The organism is Steroidobacter sp. (assembly GCF_016790065.1).
In the GTDB taxonomy this organism is placed as follows: Bacteria; Pseudomonadota; Gammaproteobacteria; order Steroidobacterales; family Steroidobacteraceae; genus Steroidobacter.
Genome location: NZ_JAEUPY010000850.1, coordinates 11842 through 34122 on the forward strand (window position 1 = coordinate 11842; position 22281 = coordinate 34122).

Genomic DNA, 22281 nt, shown 5'->3' on the forward strand with positions numbered 1-22281 from the left:
ATAAGTACCGGTTGTACGACCTGCGTTCCCCGCCGACCATCGGTCGCAAATAACCAGCATCGACTCGGGCGGGGGTTGGCGTGACTGCGTTATGTCGCTGGCGGGAGGCCGGTGTACAGCTGCTGTTCTTGCTCGGCGCGGCCGCGTCGTTATGGTCGATTCTTGCCTATCCCGCCAGCGCCGAAAACCGGACTCGTTCCCAGCAATTCGAGTTCGACATCCCGCGTTCCACCCGAGTGATGGCTCTGCATGAGTTGAGTCGCCAGGCCGGCGGGTTACTGCTCGGTTATCTGTCCACCAGCACCGCTGAAGAGGAAGCTCTGGTCGGGCCAGTCAAAGGACGGCTGTCGGTCGAACAAGTGTTGTCGGTGGTGCTGCGTTCATCGCAACTCACTTTTCGTTGGGTCGAGGACAGCATGGTTTCGGTGGAGCCCATGCCGCCCTCCGATGCGGCCGCCGAATTGAACAGCGTGGGTGTGTTGCGCACGCTGCCGCACTCCAGCGATTTCGATCCGGCCAAGGTGGGCATGCCGGAGGAAGTGATGGTGGTCGGTTGGCCGATGAAGGATCTGGCGTTGTCCGGCTCGCCGGTGGTGGTCATGGAACGCAGCGATCTGGAAGCCATCGCCGCGCCGACCTTGCCTGATCTGCTTCGTTACATTTCTCAGAGCGCGTATTCGCGACCGGAAAGTTATCGAGGCAGCGGTGCGCAGTACGCTGAGATGCGAGGGCTCGGTCCCGACACGGCGTTGGTGCTGATCAACGGCCGTCGTGCATTGCCCAGCGCCAACAGTATTGCGTCCAGTGCCTTCGATCTGAACACCATTCCAATCACGGCGGTGGAGCGCATCGAGTTCCTGCTGGATTCGGCGTCGGCGCCGTACGGCACCGACGCTATCGGTGGCGTAATAAACATCATCCTGCGAGATCGAATCGCGCGCCCGACAGTGGAGTTGCGCTATGGCGGCGCTCAAGGTGGCGCCAAGCAAGAGCGCGTCACCTTGTCCGGCGGTTGGGAACGGGACCGAGTGCGCACCGCCATGATGTTCGACTATTACAAGATGGGTGGGCTGCTCGGCGAAGAGCGCGATCTGTGGCGGGATCAGGATTTCAATCGCTTCGGTCGACGCGATTTGCGCACGCCCATCAGCAGCCCGGGCAATGTGTTTGCGCTCGCCGGCAATCTGCCCGGCCTGTCGCAGCCGTTCGCGGCCGTGCCGACCAGCGATGCGACGCCGGGCATCAGCATCGCTGATTTTCAAGCCACCGCCGGACAGTTGAATCTGGAAAGCTTGCTACGTTATTCCAGCGTCGTTCCCGAAGCCACGCGAGCGACAGTCACTGCGACCGGCTGGGCGCGACTCAACGACTCGATGACGCTCTCGAGCGACGTGCTGTATGCGAAGCGCGAGTCCACCTATCACTACGGGCCGCCGATTCTGGCCGGCCTGGTGTGGCCGGCGGTGGCATTCGTGCCGACGCTGCCGACCAATCCCTACAATCCGTTCGGCGTGCCGGTGATGGTGTATCGCTTGCTGACGGAATTGCCGCCACAGTATCAGCACGTCGACTCCGAGCTGAAGCGCGCCGTGTTGGCGCTGCGCGGTAATTCGGGCCTGTGGGATTGGGAAGTCTCGGCGCTGTATTCCGATGAACGAGCCAACACCTGGCTCGGCAATACGCTCGACATGACGGCGACGCTGGCGGCATTGACCAACTCCGATCCGGCGCGGGTGCTGAATCCTTTTTCTGCCGAGTCACTCGGTAGCGATGCGTTGCTCGACAGTTTGCGGGCGGCACGCGATGAAGATCATTTCACGTCCGGCGGCCGGCAACTCGCTGCTTTCGTGCAAGGGCCGGTGTTGGCGGTGCCGGCGGGTTCGGTGTCGGCCATTGCCGGCGGCGAGTGGCGCAACGAAAACATGCAGTCGTTGAGCGGCTTGAATAGTTCTTTCGACACGGATCGCAATGTGAGCTCGGCGTTCACGCAACTACGAGTGCCGTTACTCGGGGAGCGAATGAAGATCCCAGGCGTGCACGAGCTGGCGTTGACCGCAGGTGTGCGCTGGGATCGCTACAGCGATTTCGGCTCCAGCTTGCGCTATCAGGGAGCGCTGTTGTGGCGGCCAACGAGCGCTGTCCATCTGCGCGTCTCGGGCAGCGAAAGTTTTCGCCCACCATCGCTTTACGATTTACATCTGCCGCGGATCACGTCTAAAGCCAGTGTGAGCGATCCGGCGCGTGGTGAACTCGCTACCATCGATTACATCACCGGGGGCAATCCCGAGCTGGCTCCGGCCACTGCGAAATCGATGAGCGCCGGCGTGTTGTATAGCCCAGCAACTGCGTGGAACTGGCAATTCTCCGCCGATTGGTGGCGCATCGACATGCAGGATCGCCAAGTGTCGGTGCCGTTACAGACCATGCTCGGTAACGAAGGGTTCTTTGCCGATCGTATCGTGCGAGATCCAGCAGTGACGCCGGATCGTCCCGGCACGCTGCGCCGAGTGGACACGTCCCGCATGAACGTCGGCGGCGTCAGTGCATCGGGTGTGGACTTGGTCATCAAGGCTGATAAACAAACCGACTGGGGACGGATTACGCCGGGCCTGCAGTTGACCTGGTTCGATAAGTATCGCGCCACCGATGTGCCGGGTCAGCCGATGGTGGAGCGCGTCAACGTTGCCAGCGAGCTCGGTTCGGTGCTCGCCTGGCGTGCGGTGGGTTCGTTGAAATGGCGACGCGGCCCCTTCGGTGCGGTGATGTTTGCTCGCTATACGCCAAGCTACGAAGATGCCATCGCTGGGGTGCCTACCAACCGCAAGATCGCGGCACAGACGCTGTGGGATGTACAGGCTTCGTTAGATCTGGGCATGTTGGATCGAGACAAGTCGGCGCTCGATGGCTTGAAGCTGTGGGTGGGTGCCGTCAACGTGTTCGATGGCGAGCCGAGCTTTGCCGACGTGGGCGATGCCGGCGGCTTCGATACCTCGCAAGCCGAATTGAGACAGCGCCAGTTTTATATCCGCTTGGAGCAAAAGTTCTAAGCACTGACCCGATGGCGCTGGCCGGCGTCGGCTTGCCACGCTCTGGCCCAGATCTCCACATCCAGATGACGCAGCAGTTCGCCGGAATAGGCGGCGCTCTTGGAGATTCGGTCGCTCAAGATTTCTTCCACGGCCGCGCGGTTCAACAAGCGAGCCTGCACCAGTACGCCATCGAGCAATAGCTCGCGCAGCAGGTCGCGATTCTTTTCAACCAACGCATCGTCGAAACCGGGCGCGCGATCCTTCCAGTTGCGGCGAGCGATTTCGAACGGCAGATCCTGGGCGAAGGCCAGGCGCGCCAAACCTCGTTCCCGGCCATCCTGAAAATGCACGTCCACGGGAATGCGCAGAAGCAATTCAATCGTCGGCTGTGAATAGAGTGGCGCGAGCACTTCCGGTGCATCGATGGCGGGCGCGACGTTGTAGAACTCCGGCGCTGCCAGCAGTGAGCCGAGGCGCCTGATCAGCGGCCAAGGCACCGGTTGTAGAGCGCTGAACCAGGGATGCGGGAAGGTGGCTGAATCGGAGTAGCTGTGGCGCAGCTCCTCGGTGAGTAATGTCGACATCGAGAGCAGCGACTTGCGTTGATGCTCCATGCCCGGGCCACGCCGCCAACGACGCAGCGACTTACTCATCACTGTCCAGGTCGATTCTTCAGTGATCGCAGCGACGCCGGCGGCGAGGCGCAGCGCCTGTAGGTGCAAGCCGTGACGTCGCATGTATTCCGATACCGCGTATGCGAACGTTTCGCCGCAGAAGCCGGAGTCGCCGCCGTCGCCGCAGAACACGGCGGTCGCTCGATACTCGCCGGCGATTTGTTGTTCCAACGTGCTGCGTAACAAATAACCCATCAGGGCGGTCGGTTCGACCTGCGCCGCCAGGTCCAGAATTTTTCCCAGCGGGATGTGTTCGGCGAGCACGGCATGCTCTTCGTGATTGAGAGCGTGCCGACCGGCCGCGAGACGAGCCCAAGGGCGTTCATCTGAGCGAGCACCCGGCGTGTAGTAGGTGTAACAGCTCACGCAGGGGCGTGCCGGCACGTCGGCGAGGCAGGCTGCGATGATGGAAGAGTCCAGGCCGCCAGATAGTCGAAGCAGCACGCTCTCGTGATCGATGCACAGCGTGCGCGTGCATGAACGCACCGTCGAACGCATGGCGCGAGTCGCGAAGGAAACGTCTTCGATGGCGTTGCCGGGTTCGGTGAAGCTCAGCGGGTGCCAGTGAAACAGTCTCTGCGTGCTGCGCAGGTCGGCGTCGAGCTGAACACACTCGCCGCGCTGAATGGTTTGCACCTCGTTCAAGGCGTCTTGATCGAGCACGCCGCCGAGCAATACACGATTGCGCAGATAGCGCTCGTTGAGGGTAAAGCGGAACAAGCCGGTGGCGACCAGATCGTCGACATTGCCAAAAATCAGTTGCACGCCGCGGAACGAGGTTCGAAGGCAAGGCAAGTTGCCGCTCGGGTCTTTCAAAACCCACGCGCTGTGATCGGAGAACTCCTTCAAGACGGCGACGTAATTGCCCCAAGTGTGTTCGATGAGCCAGCTGCCACGGCTCGCAACGATCAACTCGCTTTGAGGTAGGTCGGGACGGAAACGCTCGGCAGGCGAGTCGTCCGTGCAATCGGACTGGCGCTCGAAGATCGCGCCGATCAACACACCGTGCTCGTTCGGTAGCGCCTGAATGTCCAGCGATCCTTGCCGGAAGTTTTTATGCAGCACGCATAGACCGATTTTTTGTTCGACTCGCCCCCACGATTTGTTTCGTGCCGGCCAGCGCTCACTCAAAAATCGCGCCGTCGAACACTGTTCCGAGTCCTCGACATTCCAGGTCAGCGCGACATAGCGAAACATATATGTCTCCCGACAGCGCTCGTTACATCCGGGTGCATTCGGCCGCATGCACCCGGACGATCAGGCATCAACCGTCAGCCGATATCCGGCACCAGGCCCCGAAAATATTGGCTGTCCGGAAACACCGGAATGGGGACGTACTGTTTTGTTTCTTCCGCGGCATCGCCCAGGTCGAGCAAATCGATGGGATCCGTAGTCATCGCCGTCTCCTTGGTTTGCACGCCGAACAACACGAGATGTATTGACCGGTGCGTACGGGACCGTGCCACGCCCCAACTTGCTTTCAATTGCGTGCTCGGGCGAGCCCCGCGGGGTCGCAATGCGATGGGCCGGCACGATCCGCGTCAACTCTCACATCGGTGCCGGCGCCGAGTTGGTGCAGCGGGCAGTGACAGGCATTGGATTATTGGTATATCGCCGCGCGCCGGAGTTGTGACTTACGTCACTCGAGCTCTGGGCGAGGCCCATGCGAGGGATACGGCAAAGCCTGAAAGCGCAGCCGGATCGGGTTATGGCCTCAGGCCCGGCAGGCGGATGCCGATTGGGTAGCCAGACCGACAATGAGGCTCGCATGGCCCTGGCAATACCGACGACCCAATTGAGTGCGATTGCTGCCGCCGTCTGCATGGCGTGCGCGGCCGGTGCCGTCGACGCCGACGATCTGGCGTCGAGCATGCATTTCGAAGCGGGCTACACCGGCGACTTCTTTGCCAATCGCCGTGGCGGACTGGAACGCGGAGAACGTCACCTCGGCAATCTCGACGTTGCCGCCACTCTAGATGCAGAGCGCCTGTGGGGCTTGTCGGGACTGACCCTGTTCGTGTCCGGGCAGAGCAACAACGGCGGCGGTCTGTCGGATCGTTTCATCGGCGACTCGTTCGCTGTTTCCAACATCGATGCCCCCAAGGCGTCGCGGCTGCTTGAAGCGGGTGCGGACTGGAGCTTCGGCGAAAGTTCTGAACATTCACTACGCGTCGGTTTGCTCGATCTGAATGCAGATTTCGATAGCAGCGAACCGCGTGCGCTGTACATCAATTCCATCTTCGGCGTGGGCCAGGACTTGGGCCAGTCGGGCGAGAACGGTCCCTCGATATTCCCGACCACTTCGCTGGGCGTGCGACTCAACTTGGCCATCGGGGCGCAATGGCATTGGCTGAACGCGGCCTTCGATGGCGTGCCGGGCAATCCCGACGATCCCACGGCGACCACGGTGCGGTTGAATCATGACGATGGTTTGTTATTGATCTCCGAGTTGCAGCACTTGACCGATGGTCCGGTCCAGAAGCTAGCGCTGGGCCTTTGGGGTTACACGCGCAAGGCCGATTACTTGGCTGCCGCGGAGAGCCCGCCGGCTGGCTCGACCCACAATCATGGTTGGTATGTTTCGGCCGACTCACGTTTGGGGGCGCCGGACGATCCGCAACCGTGGAGCACTTCGTTTCGCGTCGGTCATGCGCAGCAGATCGTGAATTGTCACGATTGGTCGTTCGTCGCTGCGCTCAATTACGATTTGCCGCGCCCGGAAGGTCGTGAACAAACATTGGGTATTGGCGCGGCTTGGGTGAGAACGTCGTCGGCGTTGCGATCTAGCGCCGAAGACATCGATGACTACGAGACCGCTGTCGAGCTCACGTGGCGAGCGACGCTCACCGATTGGCTGACAGTGCAGCCCGATGTTCAGTACATCGTGAATCCAGGCTCGCAGCGCTCGCTGCGCAATGCCCTGGTGGTAGGTCTGCGTTTCGAAGTGGCGGCACCGACCTTTTCTTGGTGATTGAGCAGTGCCGGCGCTCGCGCACCGGCACCGCCCGCTAAGTTACATTCGAGTATTCAACCGGAACGTCACCGGTAGCTGCTTCCACATTGCCATCGGTTTGCCGTCGCTAGTGCCCGGCACGAAGCGCCATTTCTTGGCTTCGCGCAGTGCTGACTCATCCAGCTTGGCGTGACCGCTGGAACGGTCCAGCCTCACCTCACCGACGCGGCCATCCGCCAAAATATAGATCGATAGCAGCACCGTGCCTTCGCCGCCTTCACGAATCACCTGCGGCGGGTAGTAAGGCTCGCTCAGGCCGCGACGCGCGTCGATGCGCGGCTCGACGACCGTCGGCGTTGGTGGCGCCACCACGTCGCCAGTATCGGTGAAGTTGCCGGGCTGCGTTGGCTCCGGCACATACACTGATTTGGCGTCGGGCTCAGGGGCGAACTCGAGTACCGGCTTGACGTAGGTGGGCTCGAGTTGTTTCGGCTGGATGGTCGGCTCCTGTATCAGCACTTTTTTCGGCGGCATGGGAGCTACCGGCGGCGGTAAATATCTCGGCGCTTCCGGAATCAAGTAGGTGATGAATTTCGGCGTCAAGCCGCTACTCAGTGCCCAGAAAAAGCCCAAGTGCAACAGCGCAATGATTGCCAACGCCCAGCCGCGTGGCGAATTCCAGCTGTGTAACGAGGGAAAACTATTGATCGTCGTCGCAGTCATTCGTTTCACTCCCAGCGTGTTATTTGAAACCCGCTCGTGCGCACGAGCGAGCGTTACGCGGAGTTGCGGCGACGGGGGGAGATCGGCGCTGCACCCGCGCTACGAATCTGCTCCTGCGCGCGACAGTCTCGGAAGTAGGCACATTCCGGCTGCGGTCGCGGGGAATTTTTTATGAGTTGACGTTGTCGAACTGGGCTGAATGTGACGAGTCGATAGTTACTGTGCCGCCGGCTCGACCAGCCGCAGTCGTTGCTCGAATTCGCGCACTAACGCGCCGTCGTCATGGTCCCAGGGATGAAAGCCGGGCCGGAAGAAACTCAGATACGGCAAAAAGATGGTGCGCATCATGCCGGGCTTGAACCACAAATATGTAAACACGCGCCACCAGGTGCGCGGCGTGTTGATGCCGTCCTGGCGAAAGAAGTCGGCCATGCGCTCAAAGTTGGAATACCAGAACTGAAAGCTGAGCATCAGCATCACATGGCTGCGTAACAGCCAACGTTTCAGCGGCGACAACTCTCGCGTGACTGCGAGGTAGGTGTCGTACGCGACCGCCTTGTGCTCCACCTCTTCGATCGCATGCCATTGCCACAGCCGCAGGATTTCGGGCGGCGCGCCGGGCAGGGGATTCTTATCGGTCAACAAACAATTGGCCATGATCGCGGTGAAGTGCTCGAGCGCCACGGTGATCGCCAACTGCACCACCGGATTGCGTGAACGTGCGATGTCCAAGCGACGGCGCGTTTCGGCGTCCATGGCGGCCGTGTCATAACCTGCGTTCTTGATGAGCTTGTTGAACACGACGTGCTCGCGCGTGTGCGCGGCTTCTTGTTCGATGAACGCCTTGATCTGTTGCTGCAGGCGGCCGTCGGTGCGACCCCGAAAACGCCGCACCGACTCGATGAAAAACGTCTCGCCTTGCGGGAAGGATGCCGACAGGGCATTGAAGAACGCCGTCGCCACCGGGTCGCCGCCGTGCCACCATCGCGGATTCGCAGCGTTGCGATCCAGCCGCAAGTCGCGGGGCGTGATCGTCAGGTGGGCCGGGGTGCCGGTGGGGAGGGTGTCCATGACCATCTTCCATTGCGAAGCTTGCGGGGTTGGCGTATTAAAAGTTCTTATTGAGAGTGTTGTCAATAGTGACTCAGCCGAAGAAAGCAGCCCGTTCCGCCGGTCGGACGCCGGCCAAAGCCGCCAGCCCGGTGCCCAGGGTGCCGCGGGTACGGCGGACGCCAGAGGAGGCCCGCACCCTGGCTCTGGCTTCGGCGCGCCGGCTGCTCCTGGCTGAGGGACCGGATGCCATCACCCTACAGTCCGTGGCCGGCGACCTGGGCATGAGCCACACCAACCTGATTCATCACTTCGGCTCCGCGGCCGGGCTGCAATCCCAGTTGATGCGCCAGATGGTCAGCGAGCTCACCACCACCATCGAATCGGCGGTCATGCGACTGCGCGCCGGCAAAGCGGAAATGAAGGATTTCGTCGATATCGTGTTCGACGCGTTCGACCGGGGCGGCGCGGCCCGCTTGGCGGCGTGGATGGCGCTCACCGGCGAATCCAAGCACCTGACCCCCATCGGGGATGTGGTGCGCGACTACATCGATAGCGTCGAACGCGGCGCGGACGGTGAAGGCGACGCGGCCACTGTGCACGCGAAAGTCACATCGGCCACCTTGTTTGTGACCGTCGCGGCACTGGGCGACGCCATCATCGGCAATGAATTGCGCAAGATGGTGGGGCGCGAGCGGGATGCCGTCCGTCGGCTGATCGGTTCGCTGTTGCCGGCGGTGTTGGGCTACACATCGGCCGGCGGCGGCCCGCTGAAATAGCGGCGATGGCGAAGGGGAGCGCACTTTCATGACCAAAGTCAGTGCTCCCGAAGGCCACTTGAACGCAGCTTGCGCGAAGCAAATACTTCGCTCATCAACCGCGCGCGGAACCCTGCCGTGAGCTCCGGAATCCTGCGAATCGAAGGCCGCGACACGCCCGCGATGAGCGAGCCCTTCAATACCATTCTGGAAGAAATCGCCAGCGAGCTGGAGCTGCGCCCATTGTTGACCAGCATCATCACTCGCGCCTGCGGCCTGCTCGGGGCCGAGGCCGGCGCCATCGGTTTGTATGTGCCACGCCGGCATACGGTGCAAGTCGAAGCCATTCATCAGTTGCCGCTCACCGAGTTGGGGCTCGAGTTCGAGCCCGGCGAAGGCTTGATCGGCAAAGTGCTGGCCAGCGGCCGGCCGGTGATCTTCGAGCGCTACGGCGAGCTGGAGCGCATTTCCTTGCCCGAGCGACGCGACTACGCCGTCATTGGCGTGCCCATTCCTGGCCCCGGCGGCGGTTTGCTCGGTGTGTTCGGTATCGGTACGCCGGCGCCGCGGACATTCGATGCGTCCGATTTGGAAACATTGCAGTTGTTTGCGCGGCACGCTGCCATCGCGATTCAAAACGCCATGCGCTACGAACGCGAGAAGCGGCGCACCGAGCGAATGACGCTGATCGCGCACATCGCACGGGTCATCACTGCTGGTTTGGAAGCGAATGAACTGGTGGCTACGGCCGCGCAGGTGATTCACGAACATCTCGGCTATCCCAACGTGGTCATTCCATTGTTGTATCGGGATGATGACGAGGAGTTCTTGTTGTTCGACGGCCATGCGGGCAACTACGGCGATGTGCTCGACCTGGCGCACAGCATGCCTGTGACCAAAGGCGTTACCGGCACGGCGGTGCTGACTCGGACTGCGCAAGTCGTCAACGATGTTCGCAAGGATCCGCGCTATGTGCCGCCGCCGATTCCGATCAATGTGCGCACCGAGTTGGCCATGCCCATCGTGCTCGGCGACGAAGTGTTCGGCTGTATCAACATCGAAGGCTTGAATCCGTTCGATGAAGACGATGTCGCGAGCATTCAGATCATCGCCGATCACCTGGCGGTTGCGATCAAGAATACGAGCTTGTCTCGCGAGGCGCGGCAGGCAGCGGTGATGCGTGAACGCCAACGATTGGCGCGCGATCTGCACGATGCGGTGAGTCAGGCGCTTTCTTCGATCAGCCTGATGTCGCAGTCCATCGTGCCTGCTTGGCGTCGCGATCCGGCGGAAGGCGAGCGGCGCGCTCGGCGTATCGAAGAATTGGCGCGATTGGCGTTTGCTGAGATGCGAGCGCTGCTGCGGGAGTTGCGGCCGGATCCGTCGGTGGATGCGGGCTCGCAGGTCGAGAATGCCGGTGTTGCCGACGTCAAGAAAATGGGCTTGGCCGCGGCGTTACAACGGTTCGCTTTTATTCTCGCGCCGCAGACGCCGAGCATTCGGTTGGACTTTGCTGCGTATCAGTCGCAGCCGCCGTCGTTGGAAGAACGCTTGTATTTGATTTGTCGCGAGGCCCTGTCGAATGCCATTCGACACTCGGGTGCCGATCGGCTCGATGTCAGCGCCGGTGTGAAGGACGATGTTTTGATGTTGAACATTCAAGATAACGGCCGCGGCTTCGATGTTGCCGCTCGCGCCGAAGTCACCGGAGATTCTCCTGAACAAGGGATTGGTCTGCAGACCATGAGCGAGCGTGCCGCCACGCTCGGCGGCGTCTGCGAAGTTCAATCGCAGCCTGGACGAGGGACCACTGTATGTATTCGTATTCCGTTGCTGGCGATCACCCCATGACCGCCGCCGCTCAGACCATCAAACTCATGCTGGTCGACGATCACGGCATCGTGCGTGAAGGGCTGCGTGCGCTACTCGATGACGGCGAAGAGTTCGTCATCGTCGGCGAGGCCGGCAATGGCGACGAAGCCTGCGAAGCCGTGCGTCGCTTGCAACCGGATATCGTACTGATGGATTTGAAAATGCCCGGCATGGCGGCCAGTGACGCCATTCGCGTGATCCGTGCTACTTCGCCTGCTGTGAAAGTCATCGCGCTGACTTCGTATGCCGAAGACGGTCAGGTTCGCGAAATCATGGCCGCAGGCGCGGCCGGCTACATCCTGAAAGACGTCACCAAGTCCGATTTCGTCACCGCCCTTCGCACCGTCGCCGGCGGCCAGACCTGGCTCCATCCCCTCGCCCAACGCTCTCTCGTCGAACAGCTGCGCAATCGCCAAGCCGATTCGTTGGCTCTACTCACTCAACGAGAACGCAGCGTGCTGGAATTGATCGCTCGCGGCATGAGCAATCGCCAAATCGGCGACGAACTGCACCTCACCGAAGGCACCGTCAAAGGCTACGTCAGCACCATCCTCGCCAAACTCAAACTGGAAGACCGCACCCAAGCCGCCCTGTTCGCCGTCCAGCGGGGGCTCGGGCGTCGCTGAGGCTCGTGCCTAAACCGAATACCCTTCCTTGGTAAATGGCATCGACCGCACCCGCTGTCCGGTCGCGGCGAAGATCGCATTGGCGATAGTCGGAGCGACTGGCGGGAGGGCGGGTTCGCCGATGCCGGTGGGGGTGAAGTCGCTTTCGATGAAGTACGACTCGATCTTCGGCGTGCTGGCGATGCGCAGAATCGGGTAGCTGTCGAAATTGTTTTGCACGATGCGGCCATTCTCGAAGTCGATCTGTTGGCCCATCGCTGCGCTGAAGCCGTCGATGACCGCGCCTTCGGTTTGATTCTCGGCGCCGCTCAGATTCACGATCGGGCCGACGTCGCCGGCGACGACGATGCGGTGGACGGTGAGTTTGCGGTTGGCGTCGACGCTGACTTCGGCGACTTCGGCGAAGTGGCCGGCGTGGCTGAAGTGGAAGGCCAGGCCCATGCCGCGGCCCTTGGGTAATGAACGGCCCCAGCCGGCTTTCTCCGCCGCGAGTTTGATAACGGCAGCAGCGCGGCCGGTGTTCAGAGCGAACTCATTGCCTGGTTGCAACCAACGAGGCTCACCCATTACCTCGAGCAAGAATTCCAAGTGATCGCGTTTGGCGCTCACGGCACATTCGTGCAGGAACGACTGAGTAGCGAATGCAACGGAGCAAGAGCGAGGCGCGCGCCAAGGGCCGGTGGGAATTTTCAGAGGCAGCTTGGTCTGAGTGAGACGAGCATTGGGCAGTAGCTGAGCAGGAAACTCATCCGCGGGCAGATCGCCACCGCTGGTGGGCCGCTGGCCGTCTTGAGTGAACGTGATGAAATGATTCTGCCACGCGACCAGCTTGCCAGCCTGGTCCAACCCGCCTTTGAACGAATGGAAGCCGCCAACGCGATAGAAGTCGTGGTGCATGTCATCTTCGCGAGTCCACTGCAGCTTCACCGGTACACCGGCTTGTTTAGCAATGGCCGCAGCTTCGCACATGTAATCGTTCATCAAGCGACGGCCGAAGCCACCGCCGACGCGGGTCTGATGCAATGTGACTTTGTCGGGCGCGATGCCGAGCACGTCGGCAACCAGCTTCATGCCCGACTCGGGTGTCTGAGTCGGCGACCAGATTTCGATGGCGCCGTCCTTGAACCAAGCTGTGGTGTTCTGCGGTTCCAACGGCGCATGAGCGATGAACGGATAAGAATAAAAAGCTTCGACCGGCTTCGACTCCGCGAACACCTTGTCGACGTCGCCCGTGTTACGAATCGAATCCGGCCCCGAGGTCGACGCGAGTTTCTTCGCCTGTTCGACATACGCTGACCAGCTGTCCTTGGACGCCTCGGTCTCATCCCACTTCACTTGCAGCTTCTGACGTGCGCTGAACGCTGCCCAAGTGGACTTGGCGAGAATCGCCACGCCCGGCATCACTTCAGTGGGCTTGCCAGTGCCAGCGACGACGAACGCCTGCGTCACGCCAGGCAGCTGCCGAATCTCATCCAGATTCGCTTCGATCACTTTGCCGCCCACCGCCGGCGATTTCACGAACACGGCGTAGTGCATGCCCGGCAACACTTGATCGATACCGAACAGCGGCTGGCCTGTGACGATGGCGTGATTGTCGACACCGCCGATGCGCTTGCCGAGCAGCTTGTACTCGCTGCGAGTCTTTAGCTTGATCGTCTTGTCATCCGGCACCGGCAAAGCAGCGGCCGCAGTAGCCAACGACGCGTAGGTCGCCTTGCGCTTGCTCGCCTTATGAAACACGGTGCTGTTCTCAGTGGTGAGTTCGGCCTCACTCACTTTCCACTGCTTGGCCGCGGCACTAACCAGCATCGCGCGACCGACAGCGCCGGCACGTCGCAACTGATCCCACGACATCGGAATCGATCGCGAGCCACCCGCGCTCTGTCGACCGAACGCCGCTGGATTGATCGCAGCCTGTTCGACTTTCACGTGCGCCCAATCGGCATCGAGCTCTTCAGCGATGATCATCGGGAACGCAGTCTTGATGCCCTGGCCGATCTCCGGCGCCTTGGAAAACAACGTGATGGTGCCGTCGGAAGAAACGCGCAGGAACGCATTGGGCGCAAATTCCCCAGACGTTTTGCCGGACGCCTTGCCATTCGCCCGCGCCTCGCCTTGCTCACCGACATAGAACGCCAGCACCAAGCCACCGCCGACCAGGCCGGAGACTTTAAAAAACGTGCGACGACTAAACTTGTTAACAACAGCAGACTGCGCCTCGGCGGCCTGAAGCAACGCCTGCACATACGCATCGGAGGACAGAATCGAAGTTTCGGCTGCGCTCATGTGAAATCCCTCGCGCTTAGTTCTTGCTCACGATCTCGCCGGCTTTCGACGCGGCGGCGTGAATGGCTTTGCGAATACGCGTGTAGGTGCCACAGCGGCACAGGTTGCCGGCCATCGCCGCATCGATGTCGGCATCGGTGGGTTTGGGATTGGTCTGGAGCAGCGCCGTCGCCGCCATGATCTGACCAGCTTGGCAGTAACCGCATTGAGCAACGTCGTGCTCGATCCACGCGGCCTGCACGGCGTTCAACTTGCCGTCCTTGCTGGCCAGGCCTTCGATGGTGGTGATCTTCTGGCCGACTGTCGCGCTTGCCGGGATCACGCAGGAGCGCACTGGCGTGCCGTTCAGATGCACGGTGCAGGCTCCGCACTGAGCCACGCCGCAGCCGTATTTGGTGCCTACCAGGCCGAGCTGATCGCGCAGCACCCAGAGTAGCGGGGTGGTGTCGTCGACATCGTCGACCGCGAGTTCTTTGCCGTTGATGTTCAAGCGCATGGCAGTCGTCCTGGCTCGGGGCTGGGAGCGGCCGATTCTTCCATGGCTCGGCAGCCCGGACAATGCAGTTGGGCGCGTCTCGGTGGCGACTTATCGCAGCCGGTGGGTAGTCCAGCTCACCACGCGCAAAGGCACGGCAGGGGCGCTTGTGTAGAATCCCTGCCGAACACTCTCGAGGGGGGAAGTAGATTTGAGTACCGATGTGAGTGACAGCGTGGCTGCCGATGTCGATGGCGCCATTCAAGCCGACGTGGTCATCGTCGGCGCCGGCCCGTGCGGCCTGTTCCAGATTTTCGAGCTCGGGCTATTGGGCATTCGTGCCCACATCATCGACTCGCTTCAGCATCCCGGCGGCCAGTGCAGCGAGCTGTACCCGGAAAAACCCATCTATGACATTCCGGCCTTGCCGGTCTGCGGCGCGCAGGAGCTGGTCGATCGGCTGTTACAACAGGCCAAGCCGTTCAACGCGCAGTTTCATATGGGGCAGGAAGTCACCGAGCTGAAGGTGCTGCCGGACCACACTTTCCTGGTCAAAACCTCGTTGGACACGCGCTTTCACGCCAAGACCGTGATCATTGCCGGCGGCCTCGGCTCGTTCCAGCCGCGGCGGCTGGGCTGCGAAGGCGTCGATGTCTTCGAAGCCAAGAGCGTGCACTACAAAGTTAAAAACTCCGCCGAGTTCACCGGCAAGCATTTGTTGATTTTCGGCGGCGGCGACTCGGCCCTGGACTGGACCTTGGAGTTCGCCGGCAAGGCGCGCAGCGTCACGTTGGTGCATCGTCGTCCGGAATTTCGCGCGGCGCCGGCGTCGGTCGCCAAGATGCACGACCTGGTCAACTCCGGCAGCATGCGCTACGTCGAAGGCATCGCGCAGTCGTTGGTGGTCGAGGGCGGCGAGTTCAAAGGCGTGCGTGTGAAGAAGCCCGATGGTGCCTTCGAAGATCTGCACGCCGATCGTGCGTTGGTGTTCTTCGGTCTGCATCCCAAACTCGGCCCGATTGCCGAATGGGGCCTGGCGCTGGACAAGCGCGCCATCCAGGTCGACACCGAAAAATTCCAGACCAGCGTGCCTGGCATTTTCGCGGTCGGCGACATCAACACCTATCCTGGCAAAAAGAAGCTGATCCTGTCCGGTTTCCACGAAGCAGCACTGGCCGCATTCGCGGTGGCCGCGCATCTGAATCCGGCCAAGAAAATTCCGCTGCAATACACGACCACCAGCCCCATCATGCAAAAGCGCTTGGGCGTGGCGGGAGAGCAGTGAGTTGAACGAGCTGTTGGCCGATCTGCTCCAGGTTCTGAAGCTGGAGCGATTGGAAGTTGACCTGTTTCGCGGCGAAAGTCGCGATCCGGGTGGGCATCGAGTGTTTGGCGGGCAGGTGCTCGGCCAGGCTTTGGCGGCTGCGTATGCGACCGTCGAGGGCCGGCAAGCACATTCGCTGCATGCCTACTTTTTGCGCGCCGGCGATCCCGACCATCCCATCGTTTACGAAGTCGACCGCAGCCGCGACGGCAAAAGCTTTTCCTCGCGCCGGGTGGTTGCCATTCAGCATGGCGAACAGATTTTCCACATGTCGGCGTCGTTCCAGGTGGACGAGGACGCCATCGATCGGCAGGCCGACATGCCGGTCGTGCCCGAGCCTGAATCGTTGCCGGACTTGATGACCGCGGTCGAGGAGTTGAAACGCAAGGCGCCGGACCGGCCGCGGCCGTTTCGGATTCACGAGCATCCGTTCGATTTCCGGCCGGCCGAGTTGCCTGATCCACTCGCCGAGGTGCCGCGTGAACCGCGCATCAAGGTCTGGATCCGGCTCAAGGATCGCGTGCCCGACGACCCGATCCTGCATCACTGCCTGCTGGCCTATACCTCGGACTACTTCCTGCTGGGCGCGGCGAGCATGGATGCCCGCATGGCCAACGACCGGGAGCAGCTGCAGATGGCCAGCATCGACCACGCCATGTGGTTCCATCGCCCGGCTCGGCCCGATGAGTGGCTGTTGTACGTGCTCGATAGCCCGACGGCTTCGGGAGCGCGCGGCTTCGCTCGGGGCAGCCTGTTCAGCCGGGATGGCCGGCTGGTGGCGTCCACCGCCCAGGAAGGGCTGGTCCGGCGGGTCAGCGGCGGGTTACCGAAATCAACCTAAGTCGTTGATCCGTGTAACCCCTTTCTAACCGACATCTAGTCATATCCAACTCGAATTTCTGCTTTTGCGGAGCAGGCTTACAGTCGCGCACCATGTATCAGTACGACCAGATCGATCAGCAGCTCGTTGACCAGCGGGTGGCCCAGTTTCGGGACCAGACGCGGCGTTATCTCGAAGGCACGCTGTCAGAAGACGATTTCCGGGCCCTGCGCCTGCGTAACGGCCTCTATGTCCAGAAGCATGCCCCCATGCTTCGCGTGTCGATTCCCTATGGCCTGTTGAGCGGCGCCCAGGTGCGCGTGCTCGGCCGCATCGCGCGTGAATACGACAAGGACTACGGTCACTTCTCGACCCGCCAGAACATCCAATACAACTGGCCGAAGCTGGAGACGGTGCCCGACATCCTGGCGCTGCTGGCGACGGTGCAGATGCATGCCATCCAGACCAGCGGTAATTGCATTCGCAACGTGACCGCGGACCATCTGGCCGGTGTCGCGGCCGATGAGTTGGAAGATCCGCGTCCCTGGTGCGAATACATTCGGCAGTGGGCGACGCTGCATCCCGAGTTCTCGTATCTGCCGCGTAAGTTCAAGATTGCGGTCACCGGTTCTCCGGCGGATCGCGCCGCTTCACGCGTGCATGACGTTGGCTTGCACTTGGTGAAGAACGAGCAGGGCGAAGTGGGTTTCGAAGTACTGGTCGGCGGCGGTCTCGGCCGCGCGCCCATGATCGGTCACGTGATTCGCGAGTTCCTGCCGAAGCGCGATTTGCTGGCGTATCTCGAAGCCATCCTCCGCGTGTACAACCTCGAAGGTCGTCGCGACAACATTCACAAGGCGCGTATCAAAATCCTGGTGAAGGCGATTACGCCGGCCAAGATGCGCGAGCTGGTCGAAGAGGAATTCGCGGCTGCCAAAGACACCGCGCCGGTGTTCGATGCCGCTGACTTCGAGCGCATCAAGGCGCTGTTCACGCCGCCTGCGTACGAGAATTTGCCGGATCAGGACGTCGTGACCGGCAAGCCGGAAGAGTTTCGTCGCTGGTACCAGTACAACACTCGCAAGCACAAAGTCTCGGGCTATCGGGTCGCGTACCTGTCGCTGAAGTCGCCGAAGCGGCCGCCAGGTGACATCACCTCGGATGAATTGGATCGCGTCGCCGATCTGGGCGAGAAGTATTCGCTCGACGAGGTCCGTTCGACCCACGACCAGAATCTGCTGTTCGCCCACGTGAAACAGAGCGATCTGTTCGCACTGTGGCAGGAGTTGAAGCTCAACGATCTGGCCACGGCCAACATCGGTACGCTCACCGACATGATCTGCTGCCCCGGCGGCGATTTCTGCGCGTTGGCGAATGCCCGCTCGATTCCGTTGGCGGAGCAGATCAATGAGCGCTTCGACAACATCGATTATCTCTACGACCTCGGCGAGATCCAGCTGAAGATGTCCGGCTGCATGAATGGCTGCGGCCATCATTCCGTCGGCCACATCGGCGTGCTGGGTGTCGATAAGGACGGCGAGGAGTGGTATCAAATCACTCTCGGCGGTTCCACCGGCGGTCACGATGCGTCGCTGGGCAAGGTGATCGGTCCGTCCGTCGCTCACAACGACGTGGCCGAGACCATCGAACGCATCCTCAATGTTTATGTCGAGCAGCGGCAGGAAGAGGAACGGTTCCTCGATACCTTCCGTCGTATCGGCGTCGCTCCGTTCAAGGCCAGGGTTTATGCGCCGTCTCATCAAGCAGCGTGAAGTTATCGTCGATGAGTGGCGTTACGCCGACGAGGATCCGATCGGTCGCGAACGCGCGCTGATCCTGCCTTTCGAGCGTTGGAAAGCCGAGCGTGAACAGTGGTGGCTGTGGGACGGCCGCCTCGGCGTGCGTCTCGGGGTCACCGACAAAGTGGAAGAGCTGAAGAACGACTTCACTCGCATCGGCTTGGTTGCGCTCGAATTCGGCGGCATCGGCGAAGGCCGCGGTTACAGCCAGGCTGCCTTACTGCGCTCTCGCTACAAGTTCACCGGCGAGTTGCGCGCGGTCGGCAAGATCCAGCGCGATCAGCTGTTCTACATGGCCCGCTGCGGTTTCGACGCCTTCGAACTCCCCGAAGGTGCCGACCTCGACGTCGCGCTCACCGCGTTCGACGATTTCTCGGTCGCCTACCAAGGTGCGACGGACGCCGCCGGCGTTCACATCCAGCGTCGGGCGGTTTGATTCTTGAGTTCGCGTGCCTGCGCTCGCGGGCACGTCGCGCCTATGGTGTCCGATGGACGCGAGCGAGCAGCTTGTCGAAATCTTCGATCAGCTCGGACATGCCTGTCACCGAGGCGAACTCTCGAACCCACTGCCGAACGCCACTCAGGTCCAGATTGGGATGGACTTGAAGCAGTCCCTCGATGTCTTGTAGATCTCGGGGGCGGTGCGCCACCGCTTTCATGATTACAAGATCCTCAACTTTGGGCAATCTCACAGTCACGCCGCCGATGATGTGGCGCTTGCCGTTCGTAACTGCATCTTCCTCGAAGGGTAAGCCGCCGAGGATGATGTCGATATCGATCTGGGTTTCTTGATGTCGTAACAACAGAACTCGCGAACGACGCGCGAATTCGACGGCGTCGTCAATTCTGGGAACGATGCCGTAGTTGCTAGCCGCGCCCACGGCTGCACTCCATTCAGACTCTGAAATGATGGCGAGTGCATCAATGTCTTGGGTGAACCGAGGCCGGCCTAAGAACGAGGCCGCTACTCCACCCACAATGACCGACTGCGCTTGAATTGCATCCAACCACCTGCCGAGATCGAGCAGTGGCTTTAGCAAATTCGCAGGCAGGCCATCAGCCACTCATCGCTCTCCGGATCCTGGTCCAGCGGTCTCTTACGTCGACGATCTCCTGGTCACGCGACTCATCGCGTCGGAAGAGATCTCGTGATGCCATCAGCACCGCAAGTTGGCGCGCTTTCGTATCCATGGATGCGGCGCGCAGCTCGGTCGCTTCTGCCTCACGGACCAGATCCCAGCGGTTCAGATAGGTGCGAGCGTCTTTGGGAGTAATCGAGGCCATGGCGCAGATGATACGCCTGTCTGGATCAAAAGCGTGGCGCTATGCAGCTGCTCTGCTGAGCCGTTGGTAACACACTGACAGCAGCGCGATTTCCAGTGGCAGGAACAACCAAAACAGTAGATTCGCTGCCACGATGTAGTCGGCGTCGATGGAGAACGAGCTCGCCAGCCAGCGTTGCACCAAATGGAATAGCCACGGAGCGATGCCGACCAACAGCAGCAAGCGCAGACCATGGCCCTGGGTGAGCTGCCAGGCTTGGCTGGCAAGGAGCCGGCGGTCCACCGCAGCGGCAGGTAAGCAAACGGCATAGCGACACGTGACGTACAGCGCGGGAAGGAACGTCAGCCAAGTGAGTGTCACTGCTAGATCGCTGTTCGCTGGGGCCGTGTTAGGCGCGAGGGCTGACAGCGGGATGAAGATCGCCATGTTGCCCAATAGCTGCAGCAGACTGATCGTGACGAACAGTGCGACTGCTGTGCACAGAAAGCGCCAGTCGCGAGCAGCGGTGCCGGAGCTGCCCAATGGTGGAACGGATTCAGGACCCAACAGGATGACTCGATGGCATGAATGCGCGGCCAGCGTCATCAAGAAGCCTTGCGCTACCCAAAGTAGCAAGAACAGCGGCTTTTGGTTCGCCGTGAGCCGGAACCAAACATACAGAATCACCGCATGCGCCAGCGCAGGTAGCGCAATTACGCGCATCAAGTCCGGGAATAGCTGTCTATAACGTTGTACGGCGGCAGCGACGATGGCAAGGATGGGGAGTCGTTCCATGACCCTACGTGATTACGCTGCGGTAGCTGGCGAGCTACCGCTTAGATCGGCGAACTGCAGCGCTGCGAGGCGAGCGTAGAGCTCGTTGCTTGCGAGCAGTTGCGAGTGAGTGCCGATGTCGACGATGCGGCCGTGGTCCAGCACGACGATGCGGTCGGCTTTCAGGATGGTCGCCAGGCGATGCGCGATTACCAGCGTGGTGCGATGTTGCATCAGCCGTTCCAGCGCTTCCTGCACGTAACGTTCGCTCTCGGCGTCCAGCGAACTGGTGGCTTCGTCCAACAATAAAATCGGCGGATCTTTCAGCAAAGCGCGAGCGATGGCGATGCGTTGGCGTTGGCCGCCGGACAGGCGAGTGCCTTTTTCGCCGAGGAACGTGTCGTAGCCTTGCGGTAGTTCACTGAGGAAGTCGTGAGCACCGGCGGCGCGAGCGGCGGCTTCGATGTCGGCATCGGAGGCACTAGGGCGGCCGTAGCGAATGTTTTCTCGAGCACTCGCGCCGAACAGCACGGTTTCCTGCGGCACCAATCCAATGCGTGCGCGCACGTCTTCGGGCCGGGCTTTAGAAATGTCCACGCCGTCGATGACGACGCGACCGCTGGCCGGGTCGTAGAACCGCAGCAGCAGTTGAAACGTGGTGCTCTTGCCGGCGCCGGAAGGGCCGACGAACGCCACCGTCTCGCCGGGCTCGATGGTCAACGATAAATGATCGAGCGCGAGCGTTTCGGGCCGCGAGGGATATCGGAACGACACACCTTCGAACCCAATGCGTCCCACTGGCGGCGAAGGAAACTCCTGCGGCTGAGGCGGAGCGACGATGTTCGGCGTGGCAACCTTCAGCTCCATCAAGCGCTCCATGGCGCCGGCCGCACGCTGCACTTCGCCCCACATCTCGCTCAACGTCGCGGCGCTGACGGCGACCAACACGGCGTAGATCAAGAACTGGCTGAGTTCGCCGCCCGTCATCTCTTTGTCGAGCACGCGATGCGCGCCCTGCCACAACACAAAGGTGATGGCGCCGAAAATCATCATCGTGCCGATGGCGGTCATCACCGCTCGCACTTTGGAGCGGCGGATCGCCACGACGAACGACTCTTCAACCGCTTTGCTGTAACGCTGCGTATGCAGGCCTTCCAGCGTGAACGCCTGCACCGTCTGAATCGCGTTCAACGTCTCACCGGCCAACCCGCTGGTGTCCGCCACTTTGTCCTGCGACTCGCGCGACAAGGTGCGCAGCTTGCGGCCCACGATGATGATGGGCGCGATGACCAGAGGAATCAGCACCACGATCATGCCGGCCAGCGACGGGCTGGTCGCGATCATCAATATCAACGCACCGGTCATCTGCACGGCCGAGCGCAACGTCATGGACAGATTGACGCCGGCGATGCCTTGCACGACCGTCGTGTCGGTGGTCAGTCGCGATAAAACTTCGCCGGTGCGCGTGACTTCGAAGAACGTCGGGTCCATGCGCACCACGCGCGAATAGACATCCGCTCGCAAGTCAGCGACCACTCGCTCACCCAGCCAGGTCACGAAATAGAAGCGCGCCGCTGCGAACACGCCGAACACAGCCGCGGCGGCGAGAAATGCGACGAAGTAAGTATTGATGGTGGCAGCGTCCTGCGCCGCCATGCCGTGATCGATGAGATCGCGAAACGCCATCGGCACCGCCAGCGCCGCGCCGGCCGCGACCAGCAGTGCGAGCATCGCCAGCGTCAGGATGCCGGAATACTTGCGCAGGTACGGCCACAGCTCTCGCAGCGGCCGCAACGAGGAGGCCTTCGGTCTTTCCGGGTTGGCTGACATGCGCGGGCAAACGTCCCTATCGAAT

19 protein-coding genes are annotated in these 22281 nt (G+C 61.4%); 9 read left to right on the forward strand and 10 right to left on the reverse strand.

Translation table 11 applies throughout. The features are described from left to right. Window positions 1-80: 80 nt before the first annotated feature. The gene (locus JNL55_RS34175) at window positions 81-3047 is read left to right on the forward strand and encodes a TonB-dependent receptor plug domain-containing protein (RefSeq protein ID WP_293865411.1); all 2967 of its coding nucleotides are present in this window, start codon (window positions 81-83) and stop codon (window positions 3045-3047) included. Here the strand turns inward: JNL55_RS34175 and JNL55_RS34180 are convergent. Both JNL55_RS34180 and JNL55_RS34185 read right to left on the reverse strand, forming a co-directional pair. Beyond that, a complete protein-coding gene (locus JNL55_RS34180; protein ID WP_293865414.1) occupies window positions 3044-4900 on the reverse strand; it encodes an asparagine synthase C-terminal domain-containing protein in 1857 nt (618 codons plus the stop codon). The genes JNL55_RS34175 and JNL55_RS34180 overlap by 4 nt on opposite strands. A gap of 74 nt (window positions 4901-4974) precedes the next feature. After that, the gene (locus tag JNL55_RS34185) at window positions 4975-5100 is read right to left on the reverse strand and encodes a hypothetical protein (protein ID WP_293865417.1); all 126 of its coding nucleotides are present in this window, start codon (window positions 5098-5100) and stop codon (window positions 4975-4977) included. Window positions 5101-5471: 371 nt separating this feature from the next. Here JNL55_RS34185 and JNL55_RS34190 point away from each other — a divergent pair, with 371 nt between their 5' ends. Further along, window positions 5472-6674, forward strand: coding sequence for a carbohydrate porin (locus JNL55_RS34190; RefSeq protein WP_293865419.1), 1203 nt, complete (start codon window positions 5472-5474; stop codon window positions 6672-6674). Between the two features lie 42 nt (window positions 6675-6716). Here JNL55_RS34190 and JNL55_RS34195 read toward each other — a convergent pair whose 3' ends face one another. Then, window positions 6717-7379: an energy transducer TonB gene (locus tag JNL55_RS34195; protein WP_293865422.1), complete on the reverse strand. Its 663-nt coding sequence runs from the start codon at window positions 7377-7379 to the stop codon at window positions 6717-6719. A gap of 216 nt (window positions 7380-7595) precedes the next feature. Continuing rightward, window positions 7596-8450, reverse strand: a complete 855-nt coding sequence (locus JNL55_RS34200; protein ID WP_293865425.1) for a metal-dependent hydrolase — start codon at window positions 8448-8450, stop codon at window positions 7596-7598. 263 nt (window positions 8451-8713) lie between these two features. Between JNL55_RS34200 and JNL55_RS34205 the strand changes: the two genes are divergently transcribed. The 3 genes from JNL55_RS34205 (at window position 8714) to JNL55_RS34215 (ending at window position 11685) form a co-directional block, all read left to right on the forward strand. Further along, the gene (locus JNL55_RS34205) at window positions 8714-9208 is read left to right on the forward strand and encodes a hypothetical protein (protein WP_322111070.1); all 495 of its coding nucleotides are present in this window, start codon (window positions 8714-8716) and stop codon (window positions 9206-9208) included. Between the two features lie 117 nt (window positions 9209-9325). Beyond that, complete coding sequence (locus JNL55_RS34210; protein WP_293865428.1) at window positions 9326-11038, forward strand: GAF domain-containing sensor histidine kinase; 1713 nt, start codon at window positions 9326-9328, stop codon at window positions 11036-11038. Further along, window positions 11035-11685 carry a response regulator gene (locus JNL55_RS34215; RefSeq protein ID WP_293865431.1) on the forward strand — a complete coding sequence of 217 codons (651 nt, stop codon included), beginning with the start codon at window positions 11035-11037 and terminating at the stop codon, window positions 11683-11685. The genes JNL55_RS34210 and JNL55_RS34215 overlap by 4 nt, the downstream gene beginning before the upstream one ends. Window positions 11686-11694: 9 nt before the next feature. On the opposite strand, the gene JNL55_RS34220 is transcribed toward JNL55_RS34215, so the two are convergent. Together JNL55_RS34220 and JNL55_RS34225 are read right to left on the reverse strand one after the other, a co-directional pair. After that, window positions 11695-13971, reverse strand: a complete 2277-nt coding sequence (locus JNL55_RS34220) for a xanthine dehydrogenase family protein molybdopterin-binding subunit (protein WP_293865434.1) — start codon at window positions 13969-13971, stop codon at window positions 11695-11697. Between the two features lie 16 nt (window positions 13972-13987). Continuing rightward, a complete protein-coding gene (locus JNL55_RS34225; protein WP_293865437.1) occupies window positions 13988-14467 on the reverse strand; it encodes a (2Fe-2S)-binding protein in 480 nt (159 codons plus the stop codon). Window positions 14468-14657: 190 nt separating this feature from the next. Between JNL55_RS34225 and JNL55_RS34230 the strand changes: the two genes are divergently transcribed. The 4 genes from JNL55_RS34230 to JNL55_RS34245 all read left to right on the forward strand — a co-directional run bounded on the left by JNL55_RS34230 (window position 14658) and on the right by JNL55_RS34245 (window position 18825). Further along, on the forward strand, window positions 14658-15731 hold the full coding sequence (locus JNL55_RS34230) for an NAD(P)/FAD-dependent oxidoreductase (protein WP_293865440.1): 1074 nt from the start codon (window positions 14658-14660) through the stop codon (window positions 15729-15731). A gap of 1 nt (window position 15732) precedes the next feature. Beyond that, window positions 15733-16611, forward strand: coding sequence for an acyl-CoA thioesterase (locus JNL55_RS34235; protein ID WP_293865443.1), 879 nt, complete (start codon window positions 15733-15735; stop codon window positions 16609-16611). Window positions 16612-16703: 92 nt separating this feature from the next. Beyond that, a complete protein-coding gene (locus JNL55_RS34240) occupies window positions 16704-18362 on the forward strand; it encodes a nitrite/sulfite reductase (RefSeq protein WP_293865446.1) in 1659 nt (552 codons plus the stop codon). Continuing rightward, the gene (locus JNL55_RS34245; protein ID WP_293865449.1) at window positions 18337-18825 is read left to right on the forward strand and encodes a DUF934 domain-containing protein; all 489 of its coding nucleotides are present in this window, start codon (window positions 18337-18339) and stop codon (window positions 18823-18825) included. Before JNL55_RS34240 ends, JNL55_RS34245 begins: the two co-directional genes overlap by 26 nt. Window positions 18826-18865: 40 nt before the next feature. Here JNL55_RS34245 and JNL55_RS34250 read toward each other — a convergent pair whose 3' ends face one another. From JNL55_RS34250 to JNL55_RS34265, 4 genes are read right to left on the reverse strand one after another with little or no spacing between them, the layout of a single operon-like run. Next, window positions 18866-19453 (reverse strand): nucleotidyl transferase AbiEii/AbiGii toxin family protein, encoded by a 588-nt coding sequence (locus JNL55_RS34250; protein ID WP_293865452.1) that lies wholly within the window; start codon window positions 19451-19453, stop codon window positions 18866-18868. Beyond that, a complete protein-coding gene (locus tag JNL55_RS34255) occupies window positions 19446-19673 on the reverse strand; it encodes a hypothetical protein (protein WP_293865455.1) in 228 nt (75 codons plus the stop codon). Before JNL55_RS34255 ends, JNL55_RS34250 begins: the two co-directional genes overlap by 8 nt. 39 nt (window positions 19674-19712) lie before the next feature. Then, window positions 19713-20447, reverse strand: coding sequence for a hypothetical protein (locus JNL55_RS34260; RefSeq protein WP_293865458.1), 735 nt, complete (start codon window positions 20445-20447; stop codon window positions 19713-19715). 12 nt (window positions 20448-20459) lie between these two features. Next, window positions 20460-22256, reverse strand: a complete 1797-nt coding sequence (locus tag JNL55_RS34265; RefSeq protein WP_415923219.1) for an ABC transporter transmembrane domain-containing protein — start codon at window positions 22254-22256, stop codon at window positions 20460-20462. Between the last annotated feature and the right edge of the window lie 25 nt (window positions 22257-22281).